This window comes from Chryseobacterium sp. StRB126 (assembly GCF_000829375.1).
Classification (GTDB): Bacteria; Bacteroidota; Bacteroidia; order Flavobacteriales; family Weeksellaceae; genus Chryseobacterium.
Window position 1 is genome coordinate 2024386 of the sequence record NZ_AP014624.1, and the last position, 18857, is coordinate 2043242.

Annotated in this window: 23 protein-coding genes and 1 riboswitch; of the genes, 13 read left to right on the forward strand and 10 right to left on the reverse strand. The window is 35.3% G+C overall.

What is annotated here, in order from left to right; all coding sequences use genetic code 11:
- Positions 1-4 precede the first annotated feature (4 nt).
- Positions 5-1072, reverse strand: a complete 1068-nt coding sequence (locus CHSO_RS09070) for a 3-oxoacyl-ACP synthase III family protein (protein ID WP_045495169.1) — start codon at positions 1070-1072, stop codon at positions 5-7.
- Positions 1073-1173: 101 nt separating this feature from the next.
- On the opposite strand from CHSO_RS09070, the gene CHSO_RS09075 reads away from it, so the two are divergent.
- From CHSO_RS09075 to CHSO_RS09110, 8 genes are all read left to right on the forward strand, one after another.
- Positions 1174-1743: a hypothetical protein gene (locus CHSO_RS09075; protein WP_045495171.1), complete on the forward strand. Its 570-nt coding sequence runs from the start codon at positions 1174-1176 to the stop codon at positions 1741-1743.
- A 3-nt stretch (positions 1744-1746) separates the two neighbouring features.
- Positions 1747-2478: a bifunctional demethylmenaquinone methyltransferase/2-methoxy-6-polyprenyl-1,4-benzoquinol methylase UbiE gene (ubiE, locus tag CHSO_RS09080; protein ID WP_045495173.1), complete on the forward strand. Its 732-nt coding sequence runs from the start codon at positions 1747-1749 to the stop codon at positions 2476-2478.
- 3 nt (positions 2479-2481) lie between these two features.
- Positions 2482-3267, forward strand: a complete 786-nt coding sequence (locus tag CHSO_RS09085; protein ID WP_045495175.1) for a porin family protein — start codon at positions 2482-2484, stop codon at positions 3265-3267.
- 139 nt (positions 3268-3406) lie between these two features.
- The gene (locus CHSO_RS09090) at positions 3407-3709 is read left to right on the forward strand and encodes a hypothetical protein (RefSeq protein WP_045495177.1); all 303 of its coding nucleotides are present in this window, start codon (positions 3407-3409) and stop codon (positions 3707-3709) included.
- Entirely contained in the window at positions 3709-3996 is a 288-nt protein-coding gene (locus tag CHSO_RS09095; RefSeq protein WP_045495179.1) for a cell division protein ZapA, read from the forward strand. Before CHSO_RS09090 ends, CHSO_RS09095 begins: the two co-directional genes overlap by 1 nt.
- Positions 3997-4228: 232 nt before the next feature.
- Positions 4229-5794 (forward strand): ribonuclease Y, encoded by a 1566-nt coding sequence (rny, locus tag CHSO_RS09100; RefSeq protein ID WP_045495181.1) that lies wholly within the window; start codon positions 4229-4231, stop codon positions 5792-5794.
- Positions 5795-5867: 73 nt separating this feature from the next.
- Complete coding sequence (locus CHSO_RS09105; protein WP_045495183.1) at positions 5868-7109, forward strand: MFS transporter; 1242 nt, start codon at positions 5868-5870, stop codon at positions 7107-7109.
- Positions 7110-7261: 152 nt separating this feature from the next.
- The gene (locus CHSO_RS09110; protein WP_045495185.1) at positions 7262-7444 is read left to right on the forward strand and encodes a hypothetical protein; all 183 of its coding nucleotides are present in this window, start codon (positions 7262-7264) and stop codon (positions 7442-7444) included.
- Between the two features lie 79 nt (positions 7445-7523).
- Here CHSO_RS09110 and CHSO_RS09115 read toward each other — a convergent pair whose 3' ends face one another.
- The 5 genes from CHSO_RS09115 to CHSO_RS09135 all read right to left on the reverse strand — a co-directional run bounded on the left by CHSO_RS09115 (position 7524) and on the right by CHSO_RS09135 (position 13069).
- Positions 7524-8459 carry a YeiH family protein gene (locus CHSO_RS09115; protein WP_045495186.1) on the reverse strand — a complete coding sequence of 312 codons (936 nt, stop codon included), beginning with the start codon at positions 8457-8459 and terminating at the stop codon, positions 7524-7526.
- A 320-nt stretch (positions 8460-8779) separates the two neighbouring features.
- Entirely contained in the window at positions 8780-9655 is an 876-nt protein-coding gene (locus tag CHSO_RS09120; RefSeq protein ID WP_045495188.1) for a LysR substrate-binding domain-containing protein, read from the reverse strand.
- Positions 9656-9868: 213 nt separating this feature from the next.
- The gene (locus CHSO_RS09125) at positions 9869-11176 is read right to left on the reverse strand and encodes a voltage-gated chloride channel family protein (RefSeq protein WP_171817627.1); all 1308 of its coding nucleotides are present in this window, start codon (positions 11174-11176) and stop codon (positions 9869-9871) included.
- A 31-nt stretch (positions 11177-11207) separates the two neighbouring features.
- A riboswitch (Fluoride riboswitch) is annotated at positions 11208-11275 on the reverse strand.
- Positions 11276-11555: 280 nt separating this feature from the next.
- Positions 11556-12395 (reverse strand): GLPGLI family protein, encoded by an 840-nt coding sequence (locus tag CHSO_RS09130; protein ID WP_084220954.1) that lies wholly within the window; start codon positions 12393-12395, stop codon positions 11556-11558.
- Positions 12396-12601: 206 nt separating this feature from the next.
- Entirely contained in the window at positions 12602-13069 is a 468-nt protein-coding gene (locus tag CHSO_RS09135) for an acyl-CoA thioesterase (protein ID WP_045495190.1), read from the reverse strand.
- A 120-nt stretch (positions 13070-13189) separates the two neighbouring features.
- Between CHSO_RS09135 and CHSO_RS09140 the strand changes: the two genes are divergently transcribed.
- The 3 genes from CHSO_RS09140 to CHSO_RS09150 all read left to right on the forward strand — a co-directional run bounded on the left by CHSO_RS09140 (position 13190) and on the right by CHSO_RS09150 (position 14159).
- Positions 13190-13546 carry an arsenate reductase family protein gene (locus CHSO_RS09140; RefSeq protein ID WP_045495192.1) on the forward strand — a complete coding sequence of 119 codons (357 nt, stop codon included), beginning with the start codon at positions 13190-13192 and terminating at the stop codon, positions 13544-13546.
- Positions 13543-13890, forward strand: a complete 348-nt coding sequence (locus CHSO_RS09145) for a hypothetical protein (protein WP_045495193.1) — start codon at positions 13543-13545, stop codon at positions 13888-13890. The genes CHSO_RS09140 and CHSO_RS09145 overlap by 4 nt, the downstream gene beginning before the upstream one ends.
- 80 nt (positions 13891-13970) lie before the next feature.
- Complete coding sequence (locus CHSO_RS09150; RefSeq protein ID WP_045495194.1) at positions 13971-14159, forward strand: hypothetical protein; 189 nt, start codon at positions 13971-13973, stop codon at positions 14157-14159.
- 175 nt (positions 14160-14334) lie between these two features.
- Here CHSO_RS09150 and gcvT read toward each other — a convergent pair whose 3' ends face one another.
- The 3 genes from gcvT to idi are packed head-to-tail and all read right to left on the reverse strand — an operon-like array spanning position 14335 to position 16403.
- A complete protein-coding gene (gene gcvT, locus CHSO_RS09155; protein ID WP_045495195.1) occupies positions 14335-15411 on the reverse strand; it encodes a glycine cleavage system aminomethyltransferase GcvT in 1077 nt (358 codons plus the stop codon).
- Positions 15412-15420: 9 nt separating this feature from the next.
- Positions 15421-15891, reverse strand: a complete 471-nt coding sequence (locus CHSO_RS09160; RefSeq protein WP_045495196.1) for a hypothetical protein — start codon at positions 15889-15891, stop codon at positions 15421-15423.
- A gap of 2 nt (positions 15892-15893) precedes the next feature.
- Positions 15894-16403: an isopentenyl-diphosphate Delta-isomerase gene (idi, locus tag CHSO_RS09165; protein ID WP_045495197.1), complete on the reverse strand. Its 510-nt coding sequence runs from the start codon at positions 16401-16403 to the stop codon at positions 15894-15896.
- Between the two features lie 317 nt (positions 16404-16720).
- Between idi and CHSO_RS09170 the strand changes: the two genes are divergently transcribed.
- Positions 16721-17131 carry a phosphoheptose isomerase gene (locus tag CHSO_RS09170; RefSeq protein ID WP_045495198.1) on the forward strand — a complete coding sequence of 137 codons (411 nt, stop codon included), beginning with the start codon at positions 16721-16723 and terminating at the stop codon, positions 17129-17131.
- Positions 17132-17217: 86 nt separating this feature from the next.
- A complete protein-coding gene (locus CHSO_RS09175; RefSeq protein WP_045495199.1) occupies positions 17218-18177 on the forward strand; it encodes a D-2-hydroxyacid dehydrogenase in 960 nt (319 codons plus the stop codon).
- 76 nt (positions 18178-18253) lie between these two features.
- On the opposite strand, the gene mscL is transcribed toward CHSO_RS09175, so the two are convergent.
- Positions 18254-18634 (reverse strand): large conductance mechanosensitive channel protein MscL, encoded by a 381-nt coding sequence (gene mscL, locus CHSO_RS09180; protein ID WP_045495200.1) that lies wholly within the window; start codon positions 18632-18634, stop codon positions 18254-18256.
- Between the last annotated feature and the right edge of the window lie 223 nt (positions 18635-18857).

Genomic DNA, 18857 nt, shown 5'->3' on the forward strand with positions numbered 1-18857 from the left:
ATTTTTAAGGAAATCTGTAAACGATAGCATTGATGTTCATTCCGGCACCTACCGAAGTCATTACAATGTTACCATTCTCTTTAAACGATTGACCCTCCATTTTTCCTTTAATTATTAAATCATACATAGTAGGAATGGTGGCAACAGATGTATTTCCAAGGTTTTGGATCGTCATAGGAGAGATAGCGTGATCGTATTCTTTCACATCATAAAGTCTGTGAAGTCTTTCAATCATAGCATAATCCATTTTAGCATTAGCTTGGTGGATAAGAATTTTGTCGATATCTTCAATAGAAAGACCTGCATCAGTAATGGTGTCTTTAATGGCTACAGGAACATTTTTAAGAGCGTATTCGTAGATTTTTCTACCTAACATTCTTACGTAAAGACGCTTTTGATCTACTTCTTTGTTTATAGATGGTTGATTTTCAAGATAATTTAGTTCAGGGCCGTTGTCACAGATCGTATTGTGAGCAATGATTCCTACATTTTCCTCATCTGTTGCTTTTACAATTACCGCTCCGGCACCGTCAGCAAAGATCATTCTGTTTCTGTCATGCGGGTCTGTTACACGGCTTAAAGTTTCTGCTCCAATAACAAGAATAGTTTTGGCCACTTTAGCTTTAATAAGATTGTCTGCTAAAATCATACCTTCTACCCATCCCGGGCAACCGAAAATCATGTCATACGTTACACATTTTCTGTTTTTAATTCCTAGTTTATTCTTAACTCTTGCTGCCATTGTCGGCATAAAGTCTGCGTATCCGTTCTCTGTAACTTCCCCGAAATTACTTGCGTAAATAATATAATCCAGTTCTTCGCCGTCTACTTTTGCATCCTCAAGGGCAATTTTTGCGGCTTCATAACCGATCTGTGAATTGGAAAGATCATCTTCAATAAATCTCCTGTTTTCGATTTCTGTAATTTCTACAAACTTAGCAATGGTCTCTTCCACAGGTTTTTCAATCTTTACTCCGTCTTCGGTGTAGAACTCGGAATTCATGAAGTAATCTCTACCAACAACTCTGTTCGGAATATAACATCCAGAGCCAATAATGATCGTATTCGACATTCGTTTATATGATTTTTTTAAAGATGCAAAGTTAATAATTAATATTAATAACGGAGAATTAAAAATATTATTAAATTTGCAAAAATTGTACTTTACAATCTATGAAAAACAACCCATCCTTAAAAGGCTTACTTATTGCAGGTGTGGCGTTTATCGTTGCCTTTGGGATCTACTTCCTTTTTTTAGCCAAGAAGAATTATTATGTTGTAGATAATCCTACCCCTAACACGTATTACTTTAAAATCAATAACGGTTCTGAAGGAATTATATCGGCGGGGCAGTATGTGCATGTGGATTTGAATAAGGGAAAAAACTCTATTCAGGTTTTCGATCAGAATAAAAAAATGCTTTACGATTCGGCATTTGAAGTAAACAAACTTCGTGGTCTGCTTAATATTGCGCATCAGGATTACTACGTGAATGACCAGTACTACGGGTATAATCTTAAAAAAGATTCGTTATTGACAGCGCTTGACAAGACTGTTATTGACGGAAAGGATTACTACGGAGGAGCAAAGCGTTTCAATAAGCTTTACACAGAAGATTTTTATTACAATGTAGATGAAGATTATGACAAAGTGATTAAGAATGTCCAGAAAGTGGAATCAAGATCAAAAGTCTTCAGAAAGCAGGATTTCCTAAATTATTATAAAGAATATTACAAGTTTTAAGTTTTGACAAAAGATATCACTAAAGTTACTCCCTACAATTCTGAGGCTACTAAGAAGAGCCAGGTAGAGGATATGTTCGACAATATTGCACCAAAGTATGACCTCTTGAACCATGTTTTATCCATGAAAATTGATGTTTTATGGAGAAATAAATTGGTAAAATGGATGAAAAATGATAACCCGCAGGAAGTGCTGGATGTGGCTACAGGAACGGGAGATCTTGCCATTACGATCGAAAAAGGAACCGGTTCAAAAGTAGTTGGTTTAGATTTATCACAACAAATGCTCAATGTTGGCGTTATTAAAATAAAAAAACTTAAATTAGACGGCAAAATTTCCATGCAAAAAGGAGATGCAGAAAATTTACCTTTCGAGGACAATAGATTTGATGCTGTTTCCGTTGCATTTGGAGTAAGGAATTTTGAGAACCTTCCCAAAGGTTTGGCAGAGTTAAGAAGAGTAGTTAAAGATAACAAAAGTGTTTATATACTGGAGTTTTCAAAGGTTGAGGGTTTTATGGGGCCATTTTATATGTTTTATTTCAAAAATATATTGCCTGCAATAGGTAAACTGGTTTCCAAAGATAATAGGGCGTATACATACCTTCCGGATTCTGTAAATGCTTTTCCTTTCGGGGAGAAGATGAAGCAAATTCTTTTAGATACGGGATTTAAGAAAGTTGAATATAAAAAATTAAGTTTGGGTATAGCCACAATTTATAAAGCAACAAAGTAACCTATGAATAAATTTCTATTAAAAGCACTGGTTTTAACCTCAGTAAATGTTGCCGTTTTTGCAAACGCGCAATTTAGAACCCGAAACAGAATGGATAAGTTGGAAGATTTCGACGAGCAGAAATTCAGTTGGGGTTTTTATTTGAACGGGAATAAACTGGACTACCGAATCGTATTACATCCAACCTATGGGATGAAAGATAATCAGAATCTTGTTACCAGCACTAAAGAAAGTTACAGCTTCGGTGCCGGGCTTATTGCAAAATGGAGACTGAATGATTATCTGGATGTAAGAGTAGAGCCGGGGTTGCAGTTTGCACAAAGACAGCTGACTTTTAATACTCAATCCAATGATTTGTATGCAGGTGGATCTGTAACTAATCCTCCTTTTACACCAATCCCTTTACAGGAAAAAGATAAAGTAAGGGATATTAAATCTACATTGGTTGACATTCCGGTACTTTTGGAGCTTCACGGAAGAAGATGGTACAACTCAAGACCATATGTTGCAGCTGGGGTAAACTATGTTGTGAACCTACAGTCTAACTCAAGTTCTACGGATGACAATATGCAGCAGATCTTCAGAACTACTACTCATAACTTTGCGTGGTCTGCAGAAATGGGAATCCAGTTTTATTTCAATAAATTTAAACTTACCCCTGCTATTAGAGGAACATTTTTCATGAATAATGAAAAAGTGGCTGATAATGCTACTACACCTCCTTACTGGGCTTCTGCAGTATCTACATTACAGACCAGAGCCGTAATGTTTGTACTAAAATTTGAATAAGAAATTATCAAATTAAAAATACTCAGGAGATGCTTTTGCATCTCCTTTTTTGTGGAGAGATCAAAATATAGGACTATTTATTTTTGTTAGTGTTAATATTTTTTTATTTTTGCTTCTAGTTAGAATATACAAACCTGAAATGCTTCAAGATTTAGAAAACAATTTTTCAGAATTAGAGAGAAAAATTTCGACTCTGCAAAAGAACTATAAGAATCTTACAGAAAATTTGACAGAATTAAGTTTTGAGCATGAAGAATTGAAGAAGAAGTATGATGAGGAAAGAAGAAGAAATCAGGTATTAGCAGAAGAACAAAAAAATATAAAGCTTTATTCAGCAATATCAGGAAATCCTGAACACAATAGGTTAATGAAAAACCATATCAACAGATTGGTAAAAGAAATTGATTTCTGTATTGCTCAGCTTCAAAACAGTGGATTATAATGGAGGTAAGGAGAATAACCGTAAACATTGCAGGAAGAGTGTATCCGCTGAACGTACCGGCAGCAGAAGAAGAAACTTTGCGTAAGGTAGGGAAGCAGATCGAGAATATGATTAAAGATTTTGAACAGAACTTCGATGTAAGAGATAAACAAGACGCTTTGGCGATGTGTGCCCTGAAACTGGGAACCAATGCAGAAGTAGTTTCTCTTAACTACGAGAAAAATATTAATTCTACCAACGAAAGATTACAACAGATCAATCAATCGTTGAATGAAATCGGGAAATAGATTTTTTTTCCTGAACAAGCTGCCTACAATAATTCTAACACATTAAAGGTAAACTCAACGCTAAACAATTACCGAACAAATGTCCATCGAATGGCGTGCCGGTCTTCCGGATTACAGACAGTGGAAATCAGTTCAAATCGTGTTGATTAGGAGTTTACTCTCAATCTCTGGATTATTGTAGGCTTTTTTTATTTTTAAAGGATATGAATACAATTAAAACTCAATATACATTATGATAGAAGTTATAGTCGGTGTTGTATGTTTAGTAATCGGGGCTGCCGTGGGAATAATGTTCTCAAAAAGCTCTCTGAATACTAAGGCAAAATTTATTATGGATGATGCTAAGAAAAACGCCGAAAACCTTATAGAAAAAGCTAACGTACAGGCTGAATCCATAAAGAAAGAAAAGAATCTTCAAGCTAAAGAAAAATTCCTTGAATTGAAATCACAGCATGATGCTGATATCCAGTCCCGCGAAAAGAAAATGCAGGAAGTGGAAAAAAGAACTAAAGACAAGGAGCATAAGTTTAATGATGAGCTTAGCAAGATTGGAAAACTTGAAAAAGATTTAGACAAACAGATTGCTGATTATTCTAAGAAGAACGAAATTTTAGACAAAAAGCAACAGGAATTAGATATAGCAACGGCTAAAAAAGTAGAAATACTTGAAAAAATCTCTAATTACACTGCTGATGAAGCTAAAGCAGAATTGGTAGAAACCATGAAAGCTGAAGCGAAGACAAGAGCTCAGGCACACGTTCAGGGCATCATGGAGGAAGCTCAGATGAATGCTAAAAACGAAGCGAGAAAAATTGTTATCCAAACAATTCAGAGAATCGGAACAGAGCAGGCTATTGAGAACTCAGTATCAGTATTTAACATTGAATCTGACGAAGTAAAAGGTAGAATCATTGGTAGAGAAGGGAGAAATATCCGTGCTTTAGAAGCGGTAACAGGAGTTGAGATCATTGTGGACGATACCCCGGAAGCTATTCTTCTTTCATGTTTCGATCCGGTAAGAAGAGAGATTGCAAGACTATCCCTTCACAGATTGGTTACCGATGGTAGAATTCACCCGGCAAGAATTGAAGAAGTTGTTGAAAAAACAAGAAAACAAATTGAAGAGGAGATCATTGAAGTAGGAAAAAGAACGATCATCGATTTAGGAATCCACGGATTACACCCTGAGTTAATCAAGATCGTAGGTAGAATGAAATACCGTTCTTCATATGGTCAAAACCTATTACAGCACTCAAGAGAAGTAGCTAACATTGCTGCAACAATGGCTGCTGAATTAGGATTAAATGTTAAGCTAGCTAAGAGAGCTGGTCTTTTACACGATATTGGTAAAGTTCCTGAACAGGAATCAGAATTACCACACGCACTTTTAGGAATGCAGTGGGCTGAGAAATACGGAGAAAATCCAGAAGTAGTAAATGCTATTGGTGCTCACCACGACGAAATTGAAATGAAATCTCTGTTATCTCCAATCATTCAGGTAGCTGATGCGATCTCAGGAGCAAGACCAGGAGCAAGAAGACAGGTATTGGAATCTTATATCCAGAGACTGAAAGATCTTGAATCTGCAGCATTAAGCTTCGATGGAGTATCTAGCGCTTATGCTATTCAGGCAGGTAGAGAATTAAGAGTAATGGTAGAAAGTGGAAAAGTGAATGATGAAGTAGCTTCTCAATTATCTTATGATATCTCTGAAAAGATCCAGAATGAACTTACTTACCCTGGACAGGTGAAAGTAACCGTAATTAGAGAAACAAGAGCCGTGAATATTGCAAGATAATAATCGGAACAAGATATTTTATAAAAACCTTTCAAGAGATTGAAAGGTTTTTTATTTTTATCAAAACTTAACAATGCAAGAACGATCACTGTCTTCAAAACTGAAATACATTTTCTCTATTCCTGTTATTATTTCTGCCCTGGGCTATTTCGTAGATATCTATGACCTTCTCCTGTTCGGGATCGTAAGGATTCCCAGTTTAAAAGCATTAGGCCTTAATCCGGATGCTGATGGAACTTTTATCCTGAACTGTCAGATGGTAGGGCTTCTTATTGGCGGAGTATTCTGGGGAATCTTCGGAGATAAAAAAGGAAGACTTTCTGTACTCTTTGGCTCTATTCTGGTGTATTCTCTGGCAAATATTGCCTGTGGTTTTTTACCTTATTTCCCAAAAGAGCATTTAGTGTATCAATATGCCGCTTTAAGGTTTATTGCGGGAATAGGTCTTGCCGGAGAGCTTGGAGCTGGAATTACGCTGGTTTCTGAAAGTCTGCCGAAGAATTTAAGAGCAATTGGCACCTCAGTAGTTGCAGGTTTTGGATTGATGGGTGCTGTTGTGGCCCAATTAACTGTAGAATTAGCCGGAGGATGGAATACTTCCTACATCATTGGCGGAATAATGGGAATTCTTTTATTGCTGCTGAGAATAAGCGTTTCGGAATCCGGGATTTATAAGAATATTGAACATAAAAATGTCTCCAAAGGAAATTTCCTATCGTTTTTTACGAATAAAGACAGATTGATACGATACTTAAAATGTATTGCTGTGGGATTACCTACCTGGTATTGTATAGGGATTCTGGCTGTTTTAGCTAATCAATTTGCCCCTGAGTTCGGGATTAAAGACATCAGCCCCGGAAAGGCAATTATGTGGGCTTATTTAGGGATTTCTGTGGGAGATCTGGCGAGTGGTTTTATTTCACATGCTTTGAAGTCACGTAAAATGGCCATATTCTACATGTTGCTTTTCACTCTGGTCGGAATTGGGATCATGTTATTTGGAAATACCAATACGGAGACAAAATATTATATATTCTGTGTGTGGCTAGGTTTGGGTACGGGATATTGGGCGATGTTCGTTACCCTTGCAGCAGAACAGTTTGGAACTAATATCAGAAATACAGCTACCACTACAGTTCCCAATATGGTAAGAGGATTGGTTCCTGTAATGATTCTGGCTTTCGATTTCCTTAAAGGAAGTTTTTCAGTAATAGAAAGTGCTGCATTTGTAGGTGCTGTGGTATTTGGATTGGCATTCTATTCTTCACTGACGATTTCAGAAACCCATAATAAAGACCTGGAGTTTACGGAGTAGATTTTATGTTGTTTAAAAAATATAAGTAATATTGTCTTATTTTATAATATCATAATAGTATTACAATCAATAAATTATTATAATTTGAATTTATTTTTGTTGCAAATAATTTATTTTTGTTTAACTTTGGAGAGTAACTAAAACTAAATCATATGAACATTATTAAAAATGCTAAAAAGCTAAAAAAACAAGATCTTAGAAGTATTACAGGAGGAGTAAGCGGTAAGCCGGATTTATCTCTTTGCGGATGCAGCTGTTCAGGTGCTGTCACAGGCCCAGAGTATTGCTCTATATATATGGGCTGCCTACAGGTTTATACTTGTGGACAGGTATAAGAAATTATTGAAGTATGAAATAAACATTTCCACATTTAATAGGCAGCACCCTTCTGATTTCAGGAGGGTGCTGCTGTTTTTATTGAATAATATATAAGAGGCTTCCGATACTGATGGTAACCCAAAGCAATACAGCGGTGAGCAAGGGTTTAAAACCTATTGTTTTTAAAGTTTGGATGGAAAGGGTAGAACCAATAAAAAATAAAGTCAAATTCAGTCCGGATTTAGCAAATGAAGTAATGGCAGTGCTAAATTGATCCATAAAAGGAAAATAAGTGTTCAGCAGAATGGCCAGAATGAAATACCCGATAAACCAAGGGATTTTAATTTTTGAATCCTTGCTTTTAAAAATGAACATGGTTATTAGAGAAACTGGGATGATCCATAAAGCACGGGCTAATTTAACAGTAGTTGCAATTTTTAAAGCTTCATTACCATATTTACTGGCTGCTCCTACCACTGAACTTGTATCATGAATTCCAACCGCGCACCATAACCCAAACTGCTCCTGTGACAGATTCAAAAGGTGACCGATAGCCGGATAAACGAACAATGCAATAGAGTTTAATGTAAAAACAATTGCTAATGCTAGAGAAATTTGTTTTGTGCTGGGTTTGATGATAGGAGAAACTGCTGCAATAGCACTTCCACCGCAAATAGCAGTTCCGGCAGAAAGAAGATAGGATAATGGTCTTTCGAGTTTAAAGATCTTTCCTAAAAAATATCCAAGAACCATTACACTGATAATACTTACAACAGTGAGCATTAATCCTGTTTTTCCTGCATGAAGCGCTTCATCCAGCTTTAATCCAAAACCTAATCCTACAATTGAAATCTGCAACAGCAGATGAATATATTGATGTAAATGCTTTTCAAATGGATTTCCGATAAAGACTACCAGGGTAAAACCTAATGCCAGGGCAATGGGAGAAGAAATGAATGGAGTAAGACATAAAACTGCCAGTCCAATAAAAATTACTTTTCGTGTTCTTTCATTGAGAATGAAATCTTTCATATTGTGAACTTTTAAAATCTGGGTCAAAATTCGGCAATATGTTATTATAAAGTAAATTGTAATTTGTTATGTTGGATAACTTTAAGTTATAAAAGATAAAAGATAAAAGATAAAAGATAAAAGATCTTGTCGTTAAACAACTATTATCCGTGTATATATCCATGCGGATATCAATATCAATAGGGGCGGGCTTTAGCCCGCTTAAATAAATAAAACAAATCCAATGGCTTCAGCCAAAACCTAAAAATAGGATGCCGTTAATCAATCAACCTAAAACACCTGGTAAAAAAATGGACTTTTCATTTAATTAACAGATTTGACTACTCTGCAAACCTTAAAAATAGCTCTATCAGCTCAGATTGTTCTCCTTTGGGAAGGATAAAATGAAAATCTCTTTCAATGCTGAAGTTTTTAATGTCAATAACAGTAAGAATGTTATTTTTCAGTTCATTTAAAATGGTGCTGATGGAAAGAAAGGCCATACAATCCGAATGAAGCAGGTAGTTTTTGATACTTTCACTGCTTCCCAGTTGGATGACGGTATTCAGTTCATGAATATTAATGTCTTTTTCCTTTAATCGGTTTTGTATAAACTCAAGAGTTCCGGAACCTTGTTCACGGAAAATAAGGTTAAGCTGATACAGGTCTTTTATATTGAGCGTTTTGTGTGCCAAAGCATGATCTGATTTAGCTGCCAGAACAATTTCATCAGGTTTAAAAGTTTTGTAATCGAAATAAGAAGACTGTGATTCTCCTTCAATAATACCCAAATCAATCTTTTCATCTTTTAAAAGAGATGAAATGGCTTCAGTATTCCCTGTAAGAAGCTCAATTTTAATGTCTTTATAATAAGCATTGAACTTGGCTAAGATTTCAGGTAAAATATATTGGGCAACGGTGGTGCTGGCCCCAATAATAAGTTTTCCCTTGTGTTGCTGATTAATCTGACTGATCTCAAATTCCAGATCACGATAGATATTTCTGATCTTTTCGGCATACTCATAGAGGATTTTCCCACTTTGTGTCAGTTGTATGGAGGTTCCTTTTCTGTCAAATAACTTAGTGCTCAGCTGCACTTCAATTTCTTTGATGTGTTTGGTAACTGCCGGCTGCGAAATATGAAGCTCCTCAGAAGCTTTAGTAAAACTCAATCTGGAAGCCACCGTATGGAAAACTTTTAGCCTGTAATCGAACATAGCACAAAAGTACGTAATATAGTTGTAAAGTTAATGGTGTCTACATTGGCAAGTTTGGAAGTGGGATAGTGTTTGATTTTTGTTTATTGTGTAAATTCGTTGGTCTATAATTCTATAATATTACTGCTGATTGACATTTTCTGATTAAAATCTCCAATCTCCAATCTCTAGTCTTTATTCTTTTACTCTTTATTCTTGGTTCTAGCTTCTCATTTATAAAAAATCTGATACAGATCTATCCTGCTGGCTTTCATACCTCCTGTTTTTAGCCTCTCCAATTTTTTGTTTAGTGTAAATACTGTTGTGTCCCGAAAGAAGATAAGAAACAACACAGGCAATGGCAATATAAACACCACATTCAGCTCCAAATAATTCAATACCCATCAGTATACAGGCTAATGGTGTATTGGTTGCTCCTGCAAATACGGCAACAAACCCCATTCCTGCCAATACCCCAAATGGCAATGGGATAAATAGAGATAAGGCACTTCCCAGTGTAGCCCCGATAAAGAATAAGGGTGTCACTTCACCACCTTTAAATCCCGCTGAAAGAGTAATGATGGTAAAAGCCATTTTTAGAGCAAAATCATATAAGGGAAGCTGTTTTTCAAAAGATTCAACAATAACAGGAATTCCAAGACCGATATATCTTGTTGTGCCCATAAATAAAACCGCCAAAGCGATAATAGTTCCTCCAACAACGGGACGAAGTGGCGGATATTTAATTTTTGATTTAAAAATAGAACCGGCCCAATGAATGATTTTACTGAAAGCTGCCGCACAGATTCCAAAAGCAATACCGGCTAAGATGCTATACAGAATTGGTAAAAACTCTAGTTTTGGGATAAAATCAATATGATAATGAGTATGTTTTACATTCCATAGGTTAGTAGCCCAATCGGCAAGTATAGCTGATGCAAAAGCCGGAAATATGGCATTGTAACGTATTCTTCCGATCAGAAAAACTTCAAGTCCGAAAACAGCTCCAGCTAAAGGAGTTCCGAAAACAGAGCCAAATCCTGCAGCAATGGCGGAGATGATCAATATTTTTCTTTCATTCCTATCAAGTTTAAAAGGTTTACTAAGCTGATCTGCAATAGCCGCCGCCATCTGAAGAGCTGTTCCTTCACGGCCAGCTGAACCTCCAAAAAAATGAGTAGCAATGGTTCCCAGATAAACAAAAGGGGCCATTTTGAACGGAATAATTCCTTTTGGATCATGAATATTGTCAATCAAAAGATTATTTCCTGCTTCCACATCCTTTCCCCAATAATAATACAGCAGCCCAATAAAAAAACCGGCAACAGGAAGTAAAGCAATCAACCATAGATGAGTTTCTCTGAAATTAGTAGCCCATTCCAATGATTGTAGAAATCCCGCAGAAGCACTTCCTATCAAAGCTCCAATAATAATACTGATGACCAGCCATTTAAAAATATAAGGAATCGCCGGAAATTTTCTGAAGAAAAATTGTGCGTGAAAAATTGCTTTTTGACAAAGGGTTCGTTGATTTTTTGACATAATAATCCTGATTAGTTATTGTTTAATAATCTCTCAATCAGGCGTCATCAGCTTTTGTAAAGCGGTTGGGTAAGGAAGAACACCATTTCCTTTTGATAATGCAAATATAATAATTAAGGATAAAAGATAAAAGATAAAAGATAAAAGATAAAAGATAAAAGATAAAAGATAAAAGATAAAAGATAAAAGATAAAAGATCTTGTCGTTAAACAACTATTATTTATTATCCATTTATCCATCAGGATATCAATATCAATAGGGGTGGGCTTTAGCCCACCTAATAAATTTAAAAAAATCCAATGGCTTTAGCCAAAACTAAAAAAATAGAATACCTTTTATTTAAAAACAAAAGATTAATAAAAGTGAGAAGTATTGATGTTTAATATATCGGATAATGCATCGCCTTATCTATTTCAATCGGATTGTTATATTTTCTGATGACTTCCTGCATGCTCTTGGTTTGAGTATTCAGCTCATCCACATTATGAATTTCCTTGCCATTAATATTAATTCTAAGATCGGTATTAGATTTGCTGAAATTATTCCTTTCAAAGGCAAAAGGATCACTGTAAAACTCCATCATCAGCTTCTGTTTTTGCTTTTCGTTGATAGAAATCGCTTTATTTCCAAAATGAGATTCCAGAAAATCTGAAGTGGAGTAGATTTCAGGAAGCTCTCTGCTTTTGATAAGAGTATACATGAAATTTTTCTTAGCATCTGATAATTCAAAGATCAAACCGGGTAATCCTCGTAATTTAAATGGTCCTTCATGAAAAGGAATATCTTTACAGAACCATGCAGCCCAGCTTCTTCCGCCAAATGTAGTGGTTGCTTTTTGTAGGGTGTAGTTTTCTATCTTTTTAGTTTCATCAGTAATCGTCCAATTGATTTTATCGGTGGTTTTAAATGAATAATACCCATTTTTGATATTGATGAAATTTTCGTGATCAAAAGAATTGATCTTTCTTTTAACTACCTGTCCTGTCATATCAGTATAGCTGGAATTCATTCCGAATTTCTTATTGAGAGAATCTGTATTGGAGAGACCTTTCTCATAGAACTTCACTTCTTTAGGGGTGATATCCAGAATCATATTAAGTTTTTCATAGCCAGTCTCGGTAGAATCCATCTTATACTGAAGCTCATACATAAATCTATGCGTCTGTGCCTGAAGAACAACCATCAATAGAATAGCTGTGATTGTAAGGATATTTTTCATGTTATACTTGGAATGGGTTGATACTAAATTAGATAATCCTAATTTAGTATACAATAAAATAATGTGAAAAGTAGATGTATGATTTTATATCTTCCCTCTGATGCATATTTCTTCAAACACAAATTGCCCTCGAAAAATTCGTATCCCGTACCTCGTGTCATTTTCCTTAAACACTTTTACCCTGAAGCTCTCAAACTCTACGTCTCTTATAAAAAAGGCTTCATTTCATCCTCAATCTGTGTTCTCAGATCCATCAGGCGTTTAGCATACTGTTCTTTTTGTTTTTCCTCTTCTGTTTCAGGAATCCATTTGGGAACAGGGAGTTTTTTACCGTTCTCATCTACGGCTACAAAAACAATGATGCAGTGGGTTTTTTTATCAAAAGTAGGCTGTTTCAGGTTTCGGGAAAAGACATTAATGGAAATGTGCATACTTGAGGTACCCGTATAGATTACCTGAGCTTCTACTTTTACCACTTCACCGATTTTAATAGGATCATAAAAACGGATTCCACCTACATACACTGTTACGGAATAATTTCCGCTCCAGGTGGTGGCACACGCATAGCCTGCCTGATCAATCCATTTCATAACGCTTCCGCCGTGCACATTTCCTCCATAATTAACATCTGATGGCTCTGAAATAAACTGAAAAGTAATAGGTTTGTTCTGCATTTTTATAAAATTTGAATAAAGTTATTTAATAATTTCGAAAGTTTTAGATTAAATCCTACTTTTGAAAGACGAAATAGTAATGAAGTAGAATTTTAACCAATAACAGACTTAAGAATAGCAATGAAGAAAGTATTTTACCTGAACACCTGCGATACCTGCAGAAAAATTTTAGCACAATTTGACCTTACAGACTGGGAACTTCGTGAGATTAAAAAACAGCCTATTACCAAAGAGGAATTAGCAGAAATGCATCAACTGACAAAGTCATATGAAGCTTTATTCAGCAGAAAATCTACCCAGATTAAGTTGAGAGGATTAGATGTAAAGTCTTTAGGAGAAAAAGATTTTAAAGAATTGTTACTGGATCATTATACCTTCCTAAAACGTCCTGTTTTTATTACTGATAAAGAGATTTTTGTAGGAAATGATAAAAATAATGTAGAGGCTCTAAAAACTTTCTTTGGAGTGAATGAATGAAATACCTGATATCCATATTCCTTTGCCTTACCATTAGTTTAAAAGCACAAACGGTTTACAGGACACCTTCAGGTACAAAGTTTCATGGATCATCATGTAGAATGGTAAAAAATGTTTCTTCCGGTCTTCCTTTACAGAAAGCATTGGAAATAGGGCTGCAACCCTGCAAAATCTGTAATCCGGCTTCCACATCATCAGTATATGGAATGGTTTCTTTGCCCAAGAAAGTAAATGGGACAGATAAAGAAAGCCAATGTCTGGGAACTACAAAAGCAGGAACGAGATGTAAACATTATACCCGTATCGGAAATGATTATTGTTTTCAGCATCTTCCGAAGAATTAAGCTTTATCTGTAATTTGTGATTTATTTTTAATAGGTTAATTATTAAATACTTAACTTTATAAGTATCAAAAAATAAAATCATGACAAAAAGCTTTTTAAAAACGAGAAATCTTAACAGATCAGAATTAAAAGAAATTAAAGGAGGAGGAAAAGTTATTCTACCTAACTGTTATACCCTTTGTGGTGAAGCTGGAGGTGTAGTTTCAAACCATCCGGGAATAGGAGATATGTGTACTCCGGACAGATCACTTTGCTGCTACTGCAGATAAGAATCCAGAGATTATAAATTTTACAATCTCTTTTTTTGAAAAAACAATTCAAAAGTATTTTGTGTTGAAAATTGCATGAGGCTAAGAGTATGACACTCATTGATGCGATAAAATATTCAAAAGAAAAAGAGACTATCATCGGATAGTCTCTTTTTCAGTATTATATTGATAACAATTATACAAAAGGAGCTTTCACTACTTTTGCAGGAATGTTTTTGTTTCTTACCTGGATAAAGATCTCAGAACCTAACTTGAAGTGAGGTTTGTCTACATAAGCAAGACCTAAACCGATCTTCTTCATTGGAGACTGAGTTCCGGAAGTTACTTTTCCAATTACATTTCCTTCAGCATCCACAACAGGGTAGTCGTGTCTTGGAACTCCTTTGTCTGTCAATTCAAAAGCAACTAATTTTCTTGTTACTCCTTCCTCTTTTTGTTTTGCAAAAATTTCTTTAGAAACGAAATCTTTATCAAATTTAGTGATCCATCCTAAACCAGCTTCAATTGGAGAAGTAGTATCGTCGATATCGTTTCCGTAAAGGCAGAATCCTTTTTCAAGCCTTAAGGTATCTCTGGCAGCCAGTCCGCAAGGGATAATTCCTTCGGCTTCACCAGCTTTCATTACTTCATCCCAAAGTTTTTCTGCGCTTTCGTTTTTGAAATAAATTTCAAAACCTCCGCTTCCAGTATATCCCGTGTTGGAGATGATGATATCATTTACTCCTGCAACACTTCCTACTGTAAAGTGATAGTAAGGAATTTCAGAAAGATTTACATCAGTAAGTTTTTGAAGAATTTCAGTAGCCTTGGGACCTTGAATTGCTAATAACGACATGTCATCAGAAGCATTGGTCATTTTTGCTCCGAAAGTATTGTATTTAGAGATATGATTCCAGTCTTTGTCAATATTGGAAGCGTTAACTACTACGAAGTATTTGTCATCCTCCATTTTGTAAACGATAAGATCATCTACAATTCCTCCGTTTTCGTTCGGAAGACATGAGTACTGAGCTTTTCCGTTTTCAAGAGCGTCTACATTGTTAGTTGTCACAAATTGTAAAAGATCTTTAGATCCAGGACCTTCGATGAAAAATTGTCCCATATGGGAAACATCAAATAACCCTGCTTTTTCTCTTACTGCAAAATGCTCTTCCGTTACTCCTGAATATTGTACAGGCATTTCAAAACCTGCAAAAGGTACGATCTTAGCTCCTAATGACGCATGTTTGTCGTATAAAGCTGTTTTCTTCATATTTAATTTTTATTTCTTTATTTTAAAACTGTTAAAAGTCTCATTAAATAGGGTCATATAGTTTCCGTTCCAGAATTTCTGGCCACAATTAATAGTGACGAGGTACAAGTCTTTATCTTTTTGAAAGGCTCTTGTAATCCAAAAAAGTTTTTCTTTTTCATCAAAATATTCGTAGAAATATTCTGTATATCCTTTTTTACCTCGGCTTTCCTTTACCTTTTTTTCAGCATCTTCAGATTTATAAAGTGCCAGAATGAATTTCTTCGTTTCGGTTTTAGGAAGATTCAGATCGTGATATTCGGAAATGGTAATCGCTCCGATTTCATTGGTAGGGAAAATATTAATAATATCACTGTCATTGGTAGATTTCCAACCTTCAGGAACATTGATCGAGTAGTTTGTACTGTCATAAGTTGTTGCTTTTTGAGCAAAAAACAGACTTCCTGATAAGATGGCAGTAAAAAGAAGTATTTTTTTCATCGTTAAAAATGGTGTTTATACTCTTCAAGGATGATTTTAAACCATTCCGTAAAGTGTTCAGGATTTTCAGAAACCTCTTTATCCAGGTCTTCAGGAGAAATAAATCTTACTTCTTCTACCTCCTCTTTATTTAAATTAAAGCCAGATTCATAGTTTCCTACAAAAACATGGTCTAGTTCATGTTCCCAAAGGCCACCACCTACATCTGCTTTGTAAATAAAGCTGAATTTCTCTGAAAGTTCCGTATCTATTCCCAGTTCTTCTTTTAATCTTCGCTGGGCTCCGGTAAGGTAAGTTTCCCCAATTTTGGGGTGCGAACAGACTGCATTGGTCCATTGATTTGGAGAATGATATTTTCCTGATGCTCTTTTCTGAAGAAGCATTTCGCCCTTACTGTTGAACAGGAATACAGAAAAAGCCCGGTGTAACAAGCCATTAACGTGAGCTTGCTGTTTTTCCATCAAGCCCAGAACCATATCATCAGGATTTACTAAAACTACTAATTCTTCCATTTTTACAAATGTAAGAGTAATAAATGTATTTTGGAAATTTTTAGGAAAACATTATATCATTTTGAATGGGGAGGAAAGAGCATAAAAAAGTAAATTTGAAACCTAAGACAAGATTCATTAAAACCTCAAATATTCTCTATTTCAACTTGTAAACTAAAATTTAAAAAGAAAAATTTTAATCATAAGGCATCAAATTACGAATAAAATGTTAATATTATTTACTAAATAACGATTTTTATAGTAAATTTTTAACATAAACTAAGATTAATGCACCTGATAGATATAAAAGCCGTAACTTTGTTACTCAAATTTTCGTGATGGAATTAGAATACATAGAGCACCTCAGTCCTATTCTTAAGGATGGAGTTAAAAATTACTTAATTGATATAGATGGAACCATTACAGATGACGTTCCTAATGAAGAACCTGAAAGAATGGTTACCTGTGAACCATATCCGGATGCTTTGGAAACTGTTAATAAATGGTATGATGAAGGGCATCAGATCTGTTTCTTTACCTCAAGAACCGAAAACCTGAAGCAAATCACAATTGATTGGCTGGATAAGCATGGGTTCAAATACCACAGTGTACTCTGCGGAAAACCAAGAGGTGGAAACTATCACTGGATCGATAATCATTTGGTAAGAGCAACAAGATACAAGGGAAGATTTACAGACCTGGTAGAAAAGCAAGTAACTATTGAAGTGTTCAAAGAAGACGAAGAATAAATTTAATATAACGAAAGATTTAAAAATTGAATGGAGTGTATCCTTTAATTTTTAAATCTTTCAACTTTTAAAACATAGTTGTATTTATGAAAGTTTTAGCTAATGACGGCCTAGACCAATCTGGAATTGATGCATTAACAGAAAAAGGATTCGAGGTGATTACTGTAAAAGTTCCACAGGAATTTTTAGTAGATTATATTAACGAGCACCAAGTTCGTACTTTATTGGTAAGAAGTGCTACGCAGGTAAGAAAAGATATTATTGATGGCTGCCCTTCGCTGGAAATCATCGGAAGAGGTGGTGTAGGAATGGATAATATTGATGTAGATTATGCCAGAGAAAAAGGAATTCATGTCATCAACACACCGGCAGCTTCTTCAGAATCCGTTGCTGAACTTGTTTTTGCGCATTTATTTTCCGGAGCGAGATTCCTTCAGGATTCCAACAGAAAAATGCCTTTGGTAGGAGATACAGAGTTTGCTGGTCTTAAAAAATCATATGCAGCCGGAATTGAATTGAGAGGAAAAACCATCGGAATTGTTGGGATGGGAAGAATTGGTCAGGAAGTGGCAAGAATTGCCCTTGGCCTTGGAATGAGAGTAGTTGCAGCTGATAATAATGTAGGAAGAGCAAGCATCAAAGTGAAATTTTACAACAATCAGTTCATTAATGTAGATATCGAAACAGAACCTTTACAGGAAGTTTTAAAACATTCAGACTTTATTACCCTTCACGTTCCGGCCCAGAAAGATGGATATATGATTGGTAAAAAGGAGTTTGAAATCATGAAAGATGGAGTAGCGGTTGTTAACTGTTCAAGAGGCGGAGTAATTGATGAATCTGCTTTAATTGAAGCCTTGGATTCCGGGAAAGTAAGATTTGCTGGGCTTGATGTTTTCATTAACGAACCAACACCTTCTAAAGACATTCTTAGCCATTCTAAAATCTCTTTAACGCCACACACAGGAGCTTCTACTCTTGAAGCTCAGGATAGAATTGGACTTTCTCTGGCGGATCAGATTTCAAGCATTTTACAGATCCAGTAATTGGAGATATAAGATAAAAGTAAAAGCACCTTCACAAATGAAGGTGCTTTTGTATTTTAAACCGTTAAAGAACAGATTATATATTGTTTTTGCTTTTCAATAAATCTCTGATCTCAGCCAACAGCTTTTGATCATCTGTAGGTCCTGCAGGAGCTGGAGCTTCTTTTTTGTTAACTTTATTAGCACCTTTAATAATCCAGAAAAGAACCATAGCAATACAAAGAAAACTAATGATTGCAGATAGGAAGTTTCCATAAGCAACACCATTCCATGTAAGTTTAGCGATGTTTTCTGCACCTGCTGCTTTAAGTGCAGGGTTTAAGATCAGAGGGGTAATAACATCTTCCACTAAAGAGGAAACAATTTTACCAAATGCACCACCGATGATTACACCGACAGCCAAATCGAGAACATTTCCTTTAAAGGCAAACTCTTTAAATTCCTTAACAAATCCCATAATTTATATTTTTTTAATTAGTATATACACAAAAATATAATTAAAAAATGTAAAAAACATTACTTTTTGTAGTTTTCTATCCCCAAAAACTGGATTTTTATTCTAAATCGATATTATCTTTTTTAATAGAAATTGTAACTTTAACCTTATATTTTATCTCATTAATGATGTCCCTGTATTTTTGTTGCCGGGGCCTTACCGTAATGAAATATCTTTTATAATT